Annotated in this window: 11 protein-coding genes; 8 read left to right on the top strand and 3 right to left on the bottom strand. The window is 63.3% G+C overall.

From position 1 onward, the window contains the following. The gene (locus FA04_RS26050; protein ID WP_034805733.1) at window positions 1-1,041 is read right to left on the bottom strand and encodes a LacI family DNA-binding transcriptional regulator; all 1,041 of its coding nucleotides are present in this window, start codon (window positions 1,039-1,041) and stop codon (window positions 1-3) included. A gap of 232 nt (window positions 1,042-1,273) precedes the next feature. Here FA04_RS26050 and FA04_RS26055 point away from each other — a divergent pair, with 232 nt between their 5' ends. The 7 genes from FA04_RS26055 to FA04_RS26085 all read left to right on the top strand — a co-directional run bounded on the left by FA04_RS26055 (window position 1,274) and on the right by FA04_RS26085 (window position 11,493). Further along, complete coding sequence (locus tag FA04_RS26055) at window positions 1,274-2,635, top strand: extracellular solute-binding protein (protein WP_029742799.1); 1,362 nt, start codon at window positions 1,274-1,276, stop codon at window positions 2,633-2,635. A 116-nt stretch (window positions 2,636-2,751) separates the two neighbouring features. Further along, on the top strand, window positions 2,752-3,660 hold the full coding sequence (locus tag FA04_RS26060) for a carbohydrate ABC transporter permease (protein ID WP_029742800.1): 909 nt from the start codon (window positions 2,752-2,754) through the stop codon (window positions 3,658-3,660). Beyond that, window positions 3,660-4,490, top strand: a complete 831-nt coding sequence (locus FA04_RS26065; RefSeq protein WP_029742802.1) for a carbohydrate ABC transporter permease — start codon at window positions 3,660-3,662, stop codon at window positions 4,488-4,490. Before FA04_RS26060 ends, FA04_RS26065 begins: the two co-directional genes overlap by 1 nt. A 13-nt stretch (window positions 4,491-4,503) precedes the next feature. Next, a complete protein-coding gene (locus FA04_RS26070; protein WP_029742803.1) occupies window positions 4,504-5,607 on the top strand; it encodes an ABC transporter ATP-binding protein in 1,104 nt (367 codons plus the stop codon). A 7-nt stretch (window positions 5,608-5,614) separates the two neighbouring features. After that, window positions 5,615-7,018, top strand: coding sequence for a CehA/McbA family metallohydrolase (locus FA04_RS26075; RefSeq protein ID WP_029742804.1), 1,404 nt, complete (start codon window positions 5,615-5,617; stop codon window positions 7,016-7,018). A gap of 172 nt (window positions 7,019-7,190) precedes the next feature. Continuing rightward, the gene (locus FA04_RS26080) at window positions 7,191-10,577 is read left to right on the top strand and encodes a hybrid sensor histidine kinase/response regulator (RefSeq protein WP_034805730.1); all 3,387 of its coding nucleotides are present in this window, start codon (window positions 7,191-7,193) and stop codon (window positions 10,575-10,577) included. Next, on the top strand, window positions 10,570-11,493 hold the full coding sequence (locus FA04_RS26085) for a response regulator transcription factor (RefSeq protein ID WP_034805728.1): 924 nt from the start codon (window positions 10,570-10,572) through the stop codon (window positions 11,491-11,493). Before FA04_RS26080 ends, FA04_RS26085 begins: the two co-directional genes overlap by 8 nt. 141 nt (window positions 11,494-11,634) lie before the next feature. On the opposite strand, the gene FA04_RS26090 is transcribed toward FA04_RS26085, so the two are convergent. Next, window positions 11,635-12,537, bottom strand: coding sequence for a hypothetical protein (locus FA04_RS26090; RefSeq protein ID WP_034805726.1), 903 nt, complete (start codon window positions 12,535-12,537; stop codon window positions 11,635-11,637). Between the two features lie 521 nt (window positions 12,538-13,058). Here FA04_RS26090 and FA04_RS26095 point away from each other — a divergent pair. Further along, complete coding sequence (locus tag FA04_RS26095) at window positions 13,059-13,541, top strand: hypothetical protein (protein ID WP_234798786.1); 483 nt, start codon at window positions 13,059-13,061, stop codon at window positions 13,539-13,541. A gap of 63 nt (window positions 13,542-13,604) precedes the next feature. Here FA04_RS26095 and FA04_RS26100 read toward each other — a convergent pair whose 3' ends face one another. Further along, window positions 13,605-14,216 (bottom strand): glutathione S-transferase family protein, encoded by a 612-nt coding sequence (locus tag FA04_RS26100; RefSeq protein WP_034805722.1) that lies wholly within the window; start codon window positions 14,214-14,216, stop codon window positions 13,605-13,607. Between the last annotated feature and the right edge of the window lie 24 nt (window positions 14,217-14,240).

Below are 14,240 nucleotides of genomic sequence, written 5' to 3' on the forward strand. Positions count from 1 at the left end.
TCAGCCGACGGTGCCCCGCACGATCAGGCGGGTGTTGAGTGTCTCGGTAAACGGCTCGGCATCGGGCGCACGAAGCCGCATCAGGATGAGGCGGACGAGCGCACGCACGCGCTCTTCGAGGTCGATGCGCACGGTGGTGAGGTTGTAGCTCTTCCAGTGCGCCTGCGGGATGTCGTCGAAACCGACGACCTTGACGTCCTCAGGCACGGAAAGCCCGAGCTCGTGGCGCAGCGCGTCGATCGCGCCGAAGGCGCCGACGTCATTGGCCGCAAAGATCGCATCGGCACCTTCGCCGATGCGGAACAGATCGAGCGTCGCCTGGTAGGCGGTGTCGTAGGTGTAATCGCCGGCAAGCACGATCGGCGCATCCATGCCGCGCTCCGCGAGCGTCTCCTTCAGTGTGCGCTCGCGCTCGGCATTGGCGAGCGACTGCGCCTTGCCGCCGAGATAGGCCATGCGGCGCGCGCCATAGCCCTGAAGCAGGGCCACCGCCTGCTCGATGCCGTTTTTCTGCCGGACGAGCAGGCGGTCATAGAGCGTACCGGATGCGGCGCCTGCAAACTGCTTCACGTCGTCGTAGATCACGTAGATCGGCACCGCGCGGTCGAGAAAGCCGCAGAGCACATCGGGCAGGATGTTCTCGGTAAACGCGATCACGGAATCCGGATTGAAGCCGCGCATGTAGGTGAGCAGGCGCGGATCCATGCTGAAATCAGCCTTGGCCTTGAAGAGCAGCGTCGCGAAGCCCTCCGCCTGCAGCGCCGTCGTCAACGCGTCGATCTCCTGGCTCTCCCAGGGGCTGCAGACGTCGGGCACGATCATGCCGACGAGATGCGAGCGACCGGTCACCAGCGAGCGTGCCGCCATGTCGGGCGTGTAGTTCAGCTCCCGCGCCACCTGCAGGATGCGGTCGCGCTTTTCCGGCTTCAGCGACGCATTCGGATTGAAGGCCCGCGAGACCGCCACACGGGAAACATTGGCCTCGCGCGCCACCTGGTCTGCGGTGGCTCGGGCAGCTTTCTTGTCGGCGCGCTCGTTCATCTATCCGTCACAAAATGAAAACGTGTTCATTCACAAAAGAGAGCAACGCGACGATTTCGTCAAGCGGAATAAGTATTCCGCCGATTTTTACCAACGGAACACATGATCCATGTTGACAAAGATGAAAGCGTGTTCATTCTTGACCGTCGTCGGGACGCCGGACCTGGAGGAGGGACGGACTGTCGCAGCCAGACACATAGGTCCTTGAGTGGATCGACCGGGAGGAGAAAACATGCGTACCAGGTTTCATTCCCTATTGCTCGGCGCAGCCGCGGCCATCGCCTTTGCAGCACCAGTGAGCGCCACCGAACTCAACATCACCTGCCGCTGCATCATCGGCGGCGTAAACAGCGGCATGGCCGAGTGGATCGAAAAGAAGGTCATTCCGGCCTTTACCGAGAAGATGAAGGCCGAAGGCAAGGACGTCACCGTCAAGCTCACCCAGTTTGGCGGCGAGGACGAGCAGCTGACGCAGCAGCTCGCGCTCGATTTCTCCACCGGCGCCGGCCCTGATGTCTCCGGCTTCGACGGCTTCCTGATCCCGAGCTTCGTCCAGGGCAATCTCCTGAAGTCGCTCGAGGAAGTGGCCGGCCCAGACGTTCCGAAGTGGGAGGGCTGGCAGCATATCTCCGACGGCACCAAGGCGCTGATGAGCTACCAGGGCAAGCCCTATGGCATCGCGCTCGGCACCGACGCCCGCATGATCTTCGTGCGCAAGGACCTCTTCAAATCGGCTGGGCTCGATGCCGACAGCTGGCAGCCGAAGTCCTGGGATGAGTTGCTCGACGCCGCCCGCAAGATCAAGGCGGCCGCCCCCGACAGCTTCCCGTTGCAGCTCAACGCCGGCGTCTCCATGGGCGAGGCGACCACGATGCAGGGCTACTGGATGGCGCTGCTCGGCACCGGCGAACAGGTCACCGACGACAGCGGCAAATATATCGTTTCGAGCCAGGGCATCCTCGACACGCTGAAGCTCTACAAGACCATCTATGTCGACGACAAGCTCGGCGACCAGCGCGCGCAGCTGCTTGCCGACGGCCGCAACCGCACCTTCGCCAATTTCCGCGATGGCAAGACGGCGATGCTCGTCGAGGGCGACTGGTTCTATCGCTCGGTCACAGCGCCCGGCGCCGAATTCGCCGTCGCCGATCGCGACAACACCATGACCTGGAAGAAGATGCCCGCCGCAGCACCCGGAAAGGGCTTACGCGGCCAGGATTTCGTCACGATGTCCGGCGGCACCGGCTTCGTCATCAATCCGCATACGGACGCGCCTGCCGAATCCTGGGCGCTGCTCTCGTTCATGAACAGCAAGGAGCAGCTCGACGCGTTCCAGGAAATCCAGCCCGCCATCCGCATCCGCGACGACGTGGCGATCCCGAACTCGCCGTTCCTGACGGAAACGGCAACGACGCTGCTGCCGATCACCACGGCCCGTCCGAACGACGCCAATTACAACAAGGTCTCGACCGAGATCCAGCGCATGACCGAAAGCGTCGTTTCCGGCGAGCTCTCGCCTGAGGACGCGATGGCCCAGTACAAGGCGGCCGTCATCGCCATCGTCGGCGAAGAAAACACCGTCAGCACGCTCTAAAGCCAATGCGGGATGTGGCCGCAACGGTGCCCTCATCCCGCTTCGATCCAACGACAGAGCGCCCGGCTGCCATCCGTGGCCGGGCTCCCGATCCAGGATATGGGCATGAAACGCGCATGAAGAAATTCTCCCTGCTTTCGACGCGCGCCGGCGCGCTTTTTCTGGCACCGGCCACGGCCCTCGTCGGGGTCTTCGTCATCGTTCCCTTCTTCTGGGTGATTTTCGTTTCCTTCACCAACCGCACACTGCTCGGCCGCACGGCCGTCGACCCCGATTTCGTCGGCCTGCAGAACTATTTCGCGCTCTTCAATCCGGCGACCTTCTTTACCCGCGGCCAGTTCGGGTTTTCGCTGATCCTGACGATCCAGTTCGTGCTGCTCTCGGCGCTGATCGGCCAGGCGCTGCTCGGGCTGCTGCTCGCCTGGCTCAGCCAGACGGTCACGCCGACGCTCAAATCCTTCCTGCAGACCGCGGTCATCGCCGCCTGGATCCTGCCGGAGGTGGTGATCGGCTTTGCCTGGTTCGCCTTCCTCGACTATGACAACGGCACGCTCAACATGATCCTGCGCGGCCTCGGTCTGCCGCCGGGCGACTGGCTGCTGCAACAACCGTTCTGGGTGATCGTGTCTTTCAACACCTGGCGGGGCGCCGCCTTCTCGATGATGCTGTTCAACTCGGCCTTCCAGTCGATCCCGCCGAGTTACTTCCAGGCAGCCGATGTCGCCGGCGCCACCTCGTGGCAGAAGCTGCGCGACATCGCGCTGCCGCTGATCCGCGGCCATGTCGTCACCGACCTCATCCTCATCACCATGTGGACCTTCAACGTCTTCACGCCGTTCCTGCTCACCCATGGCGGGCCGTCCTATCGCACCGAGATCCTGTCGATTTACACCTACCGCATCGCGTTCAAGGATTTCGAGTTCGGCAAGGGCGCTGCCGTCGGCGTGGTCATCATGCTGATCAATCTCGCCTTCGCGCTCGTCTATCTTCGCCTTGCCCACAAGAAGCCGGTGGAGGCGGAATGATGCAGAAGACTCAGAACATCTTCGTGCGGCGCGCGATCTTTGCCGCCGCCGCCACCTTCCTCGGCACGATCTTCGCACTGCCGCTCGTCTGGTTCATCTTTGCGCCCTTCAATGCCCGTGCCGAACTCGGCCTTGCCATCCCCTCACCCTTCACGCTTTCTAATTTTGCCACCGTCTTCCAGAACACCTTCGCGATGCAGGCGCTGCTGAACAGTCTCATCCAGGCGGCGGGCGGCGTGGTGCTGGTCGGCGCGGCGGCGACGCTTGCGGCCTATGCCCTCTCGCGCTCGCCGATCCCGGGCAAAGGCGCCGTCACCTATATCCTGCTGCTCTTCTCGTCGGTCGTTTCAGGCTCGGCGGCGATGGTGCCGATTTTCCTCATCATCTCCGCGGCAGGCCTGATCGACACCCATCTTGCCGTCATTCTCGTCTTTGCCGGCGGGCTGTTGCCGACGGCGATGTTCATTCTTCGTGATTTCATCGACGCCATCCCGCGCTCCTATGAGGAGAGCGCGATGGTCGCCGGCGCCTCTCCGCTCCAGGCGTTCTTCGATGTGGCGCTGCCGGTCATCCGGCCGGGCATCGTCGTGGTTGTCGTCTGGGCCTTCGTCAACATCTGGGGCAGCTTCCTCATCCCCTTCATCCTGTTGCGCAGCGACAAGCTGATGCCGGCATCCGTCGCCATCTACTCCTTCTACTCGGAAGCCGGCACGCCGATCGTCACGCTGCTGGCCGCCTATTCGCTGATCTATTCGCTGCCGGTCATCGCCCTCTATCTCTTCGTGAATTGGAAATTCGGTTTCCGGTTCTTTGGTGGCATCAAGTCGTAATCGGAAACCCGTCATGGCCTCTGTCGAATTCCAGAACATCTCCAAGACCTTCGGCGCCTTCGTCGCCGTGCCCGACATCAGCTTCCAGATCGCCGACGGCGAGTTCATCTGCCTGCTCGGCCCGTCGGGCTGCGGCAAGACGACGAGCCTGCGCATGATCGCAGGTCTCGAAACGCCAACCTCTGGCCGGGTGATGATCGGCGGCCGCGACGTCACCTACCTGCATCCGAAGGACCGCGGCATCTCCATGGTCTTTCAGGACTATGCGCTCTACCCGCACATGAACATCGCCGACAACATCGCCTATCCCTTGAAGGTGCGCGGCGAGCAGGAGACCAAGCGCCACGCCCGCGCCAAGGAAGTGGCCGACGTCCTCAAGATCGGCGACCTGATGAAGCGGCTGCCGAGCCAGATCTCCGGCGGCCAGCAGCAGCGCACGTCGCTGGCACGTGCGCTCGTCTATCCGAGCGAGGTCTATCTTTTCGACGAACCGCTTTCGAACCTCGATGCCAAGCTGCGGCTCGAAGCGCGCGGCTTCCTCAACCACCTGCAGCGCGACATGGGCATGACCGCCGTCTATGTCACGCACGACCAGGCCGAAGCCATGGCGCTCGCAACCCGCATCGCCGTCATGGACAAGGGCCGGATCGTGCAGTTCGCGCCGCCGATCGAGATTTACCGCCGGCCCGCAACGACCTTCGTCGCCAACTTCGTCGGCAATCCGCCGATGAACCTCGTCCCCGTCGAAGCATCCATCGGCGATGGCGCCCTGCACCTGCGCGCCGATGGCCTGAAGCTCGCACCGATCGCGCTCACCGACGCCATCGCCAAGGCGGCGAAATCAGCCAGGATGACACTCGGTGTCCGCCCCGAACATTTGCGTATCGCGGCCGCAGGCGACCTGAACGTGGTTTCCGGCGAACTCTTCGCCAACGAGAACATGGGGCCGGAGAGCCTCGTCACGTTGGAGCGCGGCGACAACGGTCGCGTCACCGCGCGCATCTTCACCGACGACGAGATCAAGGTCGGAACCTCAGTCCATCTCGCCTTCGACGCCAGGCACATCACCCTCTTCGATGACAGCAGCGCCCGCATTCCCGCGGCAGACGAACGCTGAGGCCGCCATGCAGGAATTTGCCGTGCGCATCACCCGTAAGCATCAGGCGGCCGATCCCTATTTCTATCTGCCCTTCGAGGTGCCCGAAGGTGTAACGCGCATCGACGCGACGCTCAGCTATCCGAAGTCAGAGGCATGCATCATCGATCTCGGCGCGCTTGATCCGCGGGCGACCGAGTATCCGACCGCCCAGGGTTTTCGCGGCTGGAGCGGTGGCGCGCGTGACCGTTTCTTCATCGCTACCGACGACGCCACGCCCGGCTACATTCACGGCGAGATGCCGCCCGGCCAGTGGAAGGTGATGCTCGGCCTCTACAAGATCCCCGAAGAAGGCGCCGAGGTCAGCGTGACGGTCGATTTCGACAGAAGCCCGCGCTCCATCGTGCCGCAGCCGGAAAGAACGTTCCCCGTGCGCAAACAGTCCGGATGGTATCGCGGCGATCTGCACTGCCACACCTTCCACTCGGATGCGGCTGGCTCGCCCGAACTGCTGCACGCCGCCGCCAAACAGGCGGGTCTCGATTTTCTTGCGGTCGCCGACCACAACACCATCACCCAGCGGCGCTACTTCCATCCGCATTCCTCCGCCGACCTCATCTTCATCCGCGCCATGGAAATCACCACCGCCGTCGGCCACGCCAATGTCTTCGGCGTCGACGATTGGGTCGATTTTCGCATGACGAAGCCGGAGCATGCCCGCACGCTCGCGAGCATGGTGCATGAGCGCGGCGGCCTGCTCTCGGTCAACCACGACAAGCCGACCATCCCCTGGGACTACGAACTGCCTGAGATCGACTGCATGGAGGTCTGGCAATCCCATTGGCTCGCCTGGAACTGGGTGTCGCTCGAGCGCTACCAGCAGCGCCTCGCCTCGGGCCTGAAGATCTCCGCCATCGGCGGCAGCGACTTCCACCAACCGGCGCGGCTATTGCCGGAGGGACCGCTGGTGCTCGCCCGCCCGACGACGGTGCTCTGGCTCAATGAACTCTCCGAAGACGCCGTGCTCGCCACGATGAGATCGGGCCACGGCTACGTGACGGAAAGCCCCACCGGCCCGCATCTCGAACTGATCGCCAACGGCCAACCGATGGGATCGACCGTGGTTGGCCCAGTGACCGCAGAGGCCTTGGCTCGCGGCGCCCAGGGCGACCGGCTGCTGTGGCTAGACGCTTCCGGCATCGTCGGTGAAGAGACCATCGAAGCTGACGACTGGACCGCCCACTATGCCGGTTCGCCCGATCGGTTCCTGCGGACCGAAATCGCCGCGGCCGCCAACCGGAGCGCGATCGTCGAGACATTCCGGGAGGCCCTCCACGGCAAAAATTTGCCCTGGGCGCTCTCGGAGGACGATCTCTCGAAACAGACGATCCGCCGGGCCATCAGCAATCCGATCTATTGCCGGCCCAACTGACGGCCGCTGCACTCCGCAACTGATCTCATTCTCAAAGTATGGGGCATCCGATTTTGGCACGCTCATATTTTCCGCTTTACCGACACATTTTACGATTGCAGCAATTTTAAGCAGAAAATTTCCGTGCTAAGAAAAAAGGCAGAGACTACCGCGACAGCACGTTAGGACCCCCATGGCGGCACGCCAGCGCATCATTCCCGTCCGGCGGGAATACAATCGTTGGGTCGCCAACCAGACGCTTGAAGACTATGCGCTGCGCTTCACCGCCAAGAGCGCCCGGCGCTTCTCTTCCGAACGCATTTCCCAGACCGCCATCGGCGCGATCTCCTTTCTGGCGCTGGAAGCGATCGGTGGCGCCATCACCATGTCCTATGGCACCACCAATGCGATCGTTGCGATCGTCGTCGCCAGCCTGATGATCCTGACCGTGGGCCTGCCGATCAGCCGCTATGCGATCCGCCACGGTGTCGACATCGATCTGCTCACCCGCGGCGCCAGCTTCGGCTATATCGGCTCGACGGTGACCTCGCTGATTTATGCCAGCTTCACCTTCATCCTCTTTGCGATCGAGGCCTCGATCATGTCGGGCGCACTCGAACTGGCGCTCGGCATACCGCTCTGGATCGGCTACATCCTGAGCGCCGTCGTCGTGATCCCGCTCGTCACCCATGGCGTGCGGCTGATCAGCAAGTTCCAGTTGATCACGCAGCCGTTCTGGATCGTGCTCAACGTCCTGCCCTTCGTCTTCATCGCCTTTGCCGATTGGGAGAAGGTCGGCGCCTGGCTCGCCTATGCGGGCATGCATCACGCCTCGGGTCCTCCGGGTACCTTCGCGCCTTTTGACCTCGTCGAATTCGGTGCGGCCTCTGCCGTCATCTTCGCGCTGATGGCGCAGATCGGCGAACAGGTCGACTTCCTGCGCTTCCTGCCGCCGGACGGACAGCGCAAGCTGCACCACCGCATCGCCGTCTTTCTCGCCGGTTCCGGCTGGGTGATCGTCGGCGCGCCCAAACTGCTCGCCGGCTCGTTCCTGGTGGTGCTGGCGCTTTCTGCCGGTGTGCCTTCGACCAAAGCCGCCGATCCGGCGCAGATGTACTACACCGCCTTCGGCTACATGATCCCCTCCGATACGGCAGCACTTCTCCTGATGGTCGCCTTCGTCGTCGTGTCGCAGTTGAAGATCAACGTCATGAACGCCTATGCCGGGTCGCTCGCCTGGTCGAACTTCTTTTCACGATTGACCCACAGCCACCCGGGCCGCGTCGTCTGGCTGGTCTTCAACGTAGCGATCGCGCTCCTTTTGATGGAGCTCGGCATCTATCGGCTGCTTGAAGAAACGCTTGGCGTCTTCTCCATTATCGCCATGGCCTGGCTTTGCACGATTTCGGCCGATCTTTTCGTCAACAAGCCGCTCGGCCTGTCGCCTCCCGGCATCGAGTTCAAGCGCGCCCATCTCTACGACATCAACCCTGTGGGTCTAGGCGCGATGGCGATCTCGGCGACCGTGGCGCTGACAGCGCATTTCGGTGCCTTCGGCGAGATTGCCGCCTCGCTCGCGCCATACATCGCGCTGGTCGTCGCCTTCATCGCCTCGCCGCTGATTGCCTGGGGCACCGACGGCAAGTTCTATCTCGCGCGCAAGCCGCGCAGGAGCTGGGCCAACCGGATGGACATCACCTGCTCGATCTGCGAGCATCCGTTCGAGCCGGAGGACATGGCCTGGTGCCCCGCCTATGCAGCGCCGATCTGCTCGCTCTGCTGCTCGCTCGACAGCCGCTGCCACGACATGTGCAAGCCGAAGGCCCGCTTCAACGCCCAGGTCGCGACCGTCGCGACCACGTTGCTTCCACGCACCGTCACGGAAAAGCTCGCGACGCGGCTCGGCCGCTACGCGATCTCTGCGGTGCTGTCGATCGCCGGCATCGGCCTCATCCTCGCGATGATCGCCCACCAGACCGCCGGCACATCTCCCGAGATCGCTGCGGTCGTCGAGCGCACGGTCGCCGTCGTCTTCTTCGTCTTTGCCGTGCTCGCTGGTATCGTCTCCTGGTTCTACGTGCTCGCCCATGACAGCCGCGTCGTCGCCGAAGAAGAATCCTCGCGCCAGAACACCCTGCTTCTGAAGGAAATCGCCGCCCACAAGAAGACCGACGCCGCACTCCAGCAGGCAAAGGAAACAGCGGAAGCAGCCAACCGCGCCAAGAGCCGCTATGTCGTCGGCCTCAGCCATGAGCTTCGCACGCCTCTCAACGCCGTGCTCGGCTACGCCCAGGTTCTGGAGCGCGACGAGACGATCCCCCCGGCGCGTCAGGGCGCGATCAAGGTGATCAAGCGCAGCGCCGACCATCTTTCCGGCCTGATTGACGGCCTCTTGGATATCTCGAAGATCGAGGCCGGCAAGCTGCAGGTCTATTCCAATGAGATCAACATTCACGATTTCCTCGACCAGATCGTCGAAATGTTTCGGCCGCAGGCATTGGCCAAGGGCATCAGCTTCGAGCACGAGCGCGCTAGCGGCCTGCCACGCCATGTGAAGACCGACGAAAAGCGCCTGCGGCAGATCCTCGTCAATCTCCTATCCAACGCATTGAAGTTCACCGAGCGTGGCGGCATCCGCCTGGATGTCGCCTATCGCAGCCAGGTGGCGACCTTCACGATTGCCGACAGCGGCCGCGGCATTGCCGACAAGGATTTGCCGCGCATCTTCGATCCGTTCCAGCGCGGCGAGGCCGAACATCTCGGTAGTATGCCGGGCCTCGGCCTCGGCCTGACGATCACGCGGCTCCTGACGCAGACGCTCGGCGGCGAAATCGCAGTCACCAGCACGCCTGGGCAAGGCACCACCTTCCGCGTCCGGCTGATGCTGTCGGCGGTAGATCGTCCGCTACCTCCCGCAGCCCCGCGCCGTATCACCTCCTATCTCGGCCCGCGCCGCACCATCGTCATCGTCGACGACAATGCCGACCATCGCGACCTCATGCGCGAGATCCTCGTGCCGATGGACTTCACGGTGCTGACGGCCGCGTCCGGAGCCGATTGTCTGGCGCTGCTTCAAGACCTCGGCGCCGACCTCTTCCTGATCGATATCTCGATGCCGGGCATGAGCGGCTGGGAGCTTGTCGAGCGGCTGCGCCAGGGCGGGCAGATCGCGCCGATCATCATGCTTTCGGCCAATATCGGCGATGGCTCGGCGACCGGAGCATTCCGCGGCCACAACGACACGCTCGCCAAGCCCTTCCCCGTCGGGCAACTCGCCGACAAGCTCGCCGTGCACCTTGGCCTCACTTGGGTTCACGAGGGAGAGGAGAAGCAAGCACACCCGTCGCCGGCGGCCGAACCGTTGACGCGCCCCGACGCCTATCACGTGGAAGAGCTGATCCGCCTTGGAGAGATCGGCTATGTCAGGGGCATCGAAGCCAAACTGACGGAGATTGCCCTGCAGCCCGAACACCAGCCCTTCGCTGAGGCCGCCCGCGCCTATGTGCAGGCCTTCGACCTCTCGGGCTACGACGCCTTCCTCAAGAACAACGCAGCCAACGGAGACGATGCCCATGGCTGAGACCAACGACCGCCGCGACATCGTGCTTCTCGTCGACGATTCCCCGGAGGCGCTCGGTTTCTTGACGGAAGCGCTGGAGCAATCCGGCTTTTCCGTGCTGATCGCGACCTCCGGCAGCGCCGCCCTTTCGATCGCCGAGCGCATCACGCCCGACGTCATTCTGCTCGATGCCGTCATGCCCGGGATCGATGGCTTCGAGACCTGCCGACGCCTCAAGGGCAACGCCGCCGTCGGCCAGACGCCGGTGCTGTTCATGACCGGGCTGACCGAGACCGAACATGTGGTGCGTGCGCTCGAGGCCGGCGGCGTCGACTATCTGACCAAGCCGATCAACATCGATGAGCTGAGGGCGCGCATTCGCGTCCATCTCTCGAACGCGCGTTCGGCCCAGAGCGCACGGGTCGCACTTGACGCGGCCGGCCGCCATCTGCTCGCGGTGCGCAGCGACGGAAGCGTCTGCTGGTCGACGCCGCAGGCGACGCGTCTCGTCAACGCCGCAACCGGCCGCGACGATGGCATGGCGATCGTCACCCGGCGCATCGCGGGCTGGATGGCAAACCGCCTGCGCACCGGAGCGCCCGACGACGGCACCTTCACGCTCGACCAGCCCGAGCAGTCGTCCCTGCAGATATCCTTCCTCGGCTCGATCGGCCCGAATGAACATCTCTTCCGCCTCACCGCCGAAAACCGCCGCTCCGACGATGCGGTGTTGCGCCAGCACTTCGCATTGACCCCAAGGGAATCGGAGGTGCTGCTGTGGATCGCCAAGGGCAAGGCGAACCGCGACATCGGCGAGATCCTCGGCTTGAGCGCGCGCACGGTCACCAAGCATCTGGAGCAGATCTATGTGAAGCTCGGCGTCGAGAACCGGGCGTCTGCCGCGGTGAAGGCGACGCAGGTTCTGCACAGTCTGTAGGCAGGCTGCGGTCCGATTTCCGTCCCGCTTCTTGCTGCCGCACGTCCAGCGTCATGGGCGGGTCAGCACCTGCTGAAAGCGACAGCCGACCGGCACGCGTCGCAAGCAGCAATCTGCACGCGCTCAGGCCGCGCCCGCCGTTCACCTTGCCTGCAACGCTGCCCAGGCGAAGGCTTCATCGAGTGCGGCAAACTTGACCGCTTGCCAATGGCGGTAATCGTCGACCAGGTCACGCGAAATCCAGAGCGGACCGCGGCTGCCGGAACTCTCCCAGCCGAGAACGCCGAGATCACCGGCACGCGCGAAAACCCTCTGCGCATGGGTGCGCGAGATGATGTAGCGGCTGGAGATCTCACCTGGCTTCAGGGGCCCGATCCAAATCCGCTGATCGGGCAGGACGCCCGTCGGCAGCCGCGCCACCAGGTCGTGCAGGATGTTGCTGCCTGACTCCGTCGAGACGAAAGCGGCGATGCTTTCGGGTGGCTCGCACCAGGCGCGATCCGCGATGAGCCGCCGCATCGCACGCGGGAGCGCATGATGCATCAAGGTCGGCTCGGTTTGCGACTGCGCCAGCCTTGTCCCCTCGTCGAGCCTGTCGAGCGACGAAAGGTGCCCCTCGAACCACTGCCGGATCAGGCCCTCGGCGACATCGGAAAGGATCAGGGGCCTGATCCGCTTGTCACCGCCCTGTTCCGCATCGAGAAGCAGTCGATAGTTGCGCATCTCGGCCAGGTGCGCCGCTGCCGTGTTCTTGCTGGCTACGTTGTTGCCGGCGATAAAGTCGATCAGCCTTGCCGCCGTCAGTTCGGGGCGGGATGGGTCGGTCAGACGCTCGAAATGCAGCGTCAGGATGGCCTGGGTGAGCAGCCATTTTCTCAGGCTGGCGGTGTAGCGCACGATGCGCGGAGCGGCGTCATGGATCGCAACCATATGAAGGGCCGCCTGACGCAACGCCTCCCCAAAGAGCGGATCGCCGACGAACCGCTCAGGCGTGAACGGCGTTTCGCCGTCCGGAGATCGGACACATTCGGATCGCGCCGTCACGGGCAGTCTCCAGACAGCGTAACCGCTGTTCGTTGCTTGCGACCGCGTGAAATGAACCGGTGGCTGGCGGGTGCCTTTAGGCGGACCCGGGCACCCGGATCGGTTGAAAAAGGCAAAAAGCGCGTAACACCGAACATAAACCAGTCCCCCTCCCGCCCCGGCGGCCAATAGCTAAATCGGACAGACAGCGCAGATCGAGGTCTATACTTACAAGGTAACGAAGTCTTTACCCGTTTTTACGGATGGGGACGACGAGACGCTGTTTCAGAGAACAACGTTAATACGGGAAATTGAAAACAGCACCGCACGTGCAGGCAAATCTGATACAACAGCGCCAGGGATCACATTTTGATGGCTGCCCGGATGCGTGCCCGATTGTTGATCGATCGTAAGATCCGGCCAGATAAAGAAGCCAATGAGGAACTTCGCCGCCACATGTTGCGTTGACGCTCATGTGCGGCAACGGGGTGTTGCAGCATCCACGCAAATGGGAGGTGCAAGGCATGTGGCGATGGCTCCTGATGGCCGCACTCATCTTGCCGTCCACGAGTGCCTCACGGGCAGACGAGGGCGCGTTCTTGAAGACCCTTGGCGGCAACTGGGCAGGCACCGGAACGGTGCGCATCCGTGCTCACATGTCGCCGATGAACATTTCCTGCAACTTCAGTTCCAAGGCGAGCGACGCGGCTCTATCGATGGAGGGCGTCTGCCGCGGCATGCTGCTGATCTCGCGATCCATCGACGCGAAGCTGCGCTTTACCGGGTCCACCTATAGCGGCTCCTATCTCGGCCCCCGCGGCGGCCGCGCCGGGCTCAACGGCACACGACGCGGCGATGCGATCAACCTCACCATTCGATGGGCGAAGGAAGTCAATGGCGACCGCAGTGCCGACCTGACCTTACGCAAGGTCGGCACCAACGGGATGCAGTTGAAGACGATCGACGTCGATCCCGCTTCCGGCAAGCGGATCGTCACGAGCGAGATCAATCTCAAGCGAAAATAGCCTTGGGCCACCATGCCCCCTTCGGACCGGAACCGGGGCGGAGTTGGCGCGTTGCCGGCGCCGTCAGGCTACCGCTGCCACCCGGGCATCGAAATCCGCGGTCCATTGTAGCGACGGCCGCGCGCCACAGCGCTCGACCCAGTCCTTGATGACGGCGCTATCCGGTGTTGCCGCGGGATACCAGGCGAAGGGCGAATGCAAGAGCAGGTCGGCCGCCGAGTAGTGCTCGCCCATCAGATAGGGACTGTCCTTCAACGCGTTTTCCAGGCGTGCCGCCATCTCTGTCGGGCCGCGGAAGGTGGCGTCGAAATAGGGGTGCGAAACCCCCGCGGCTTGCGCGATCAGCACCGGCTCGACCACACCGGCATACCAGGCAAGCCAGCTGAGATAACGGCCACGCTGCGGATCGCCAACATGCGGCGCCATCCTCTTTTCCGGGAAGAGGTCGGTCAGGTATTGGATGATCGCAATGGTTTCCCAGAGCACCACACCGTCATGAACGAGCAGCGGCACCTTACCCTCCGGGTGCGGGTTCGCCGGATCCTTTCGACCGCTGCCGTCACCGCGAGTGATGTCGACGATCTCGACTTCCACCTTGTCGAGAGCATCGAGTTCGCGAAGCAGGGTGATGATGCGCGACGAGCGCGAGCGCGGGGCGTGAAAGAGTGTCAGCATAGTCTGGATCCTCGGTTGCGTTTG

Origin of the sequence: Ensifer adhaerens, assembly GCF_000697965.2 — a bacterium.
Taxonomy (GTDB): Bacteria; Pseudomonadota; Alphaproteobacteria; order Rhizobiales; family Rhizobiaceae; genus Ensifer; species Ensifer adhaerens.

Excerpts from the sequence above, each read along its gene's own strand:
- FA04_RS26095 (WP_234798786.1), top strand. The coding sequence starts at position 13,059 with ATGGCCGCACTCATCTTGCCGTCCACGAGTGCCTCACGGGCAGACGAG.
- FA04_RS26075 (WP_029742804.1), top strand. The coding sequence starts at position 5,615 with ATGCAGGAATTTGCCGTGCGCATCACCCGTAAGCATCAGGCGGCCGAT.
- FA04_RS26065 (WP_029742802.1), top strand. The coding sequence starts at position 3,660 with ATGCAGAAGACTCAGAACATCTTCGTGCGGCGCGCGATCTTTGCCGCC.
- FA04_RS26055 (WP_029742799.1), top strand. The coding sequence starts at position 1,274 with ATGCGTACCAGGTTTCATTCCCTATTGCTCGGCGCAGCCGCGGCCATC.
- FA04_RS26070 (WP_029742803.1), top strand. The coding sequence starts at position 4,504 with ATGGCCTCTGTCGAATTCCAGAACATCTCCAAGACCTTCGGCGCCTTC.
- FA04_RS26085 (WP_034805728.1), top strand. The coding sequence starts at position 10,570 with ATGGCTGAGACCAACGACCGCCGCGACATCGTGCTTCTCGTCGACGAT.
- FA04_RS26100 (WP_034805722.1), bottom strand. The coding sequence starts at position 14,216 with ATGCTGACACTCTTTCACGCCCCGCGCTCGCGCTCGTCGCGCATCATC.
- FA04_RS26050 (WP_034805733.1), bottom strand. The coding sequence starts at position 1,041 with ATGAACGAGCGCGCCGACAAGAAAGCTGCCCGAGCCACCGCAGACCAG.
- FA04_RS26080 (WP_034805730.1), top strand. The coding sequence starts at position 7,191 with ATGGCGGCACGCCAGCGCATCATTCCCGTCCGGCGGGAATACAATCGT.
- FA04_RS26060 (WP_029742800.1), top strand. The coding sequence starts at position 2,752 with ATGAAGAAATTCTCCCTGCTTTCGACGCGCGCCGGCGCGCTTTTTCTG.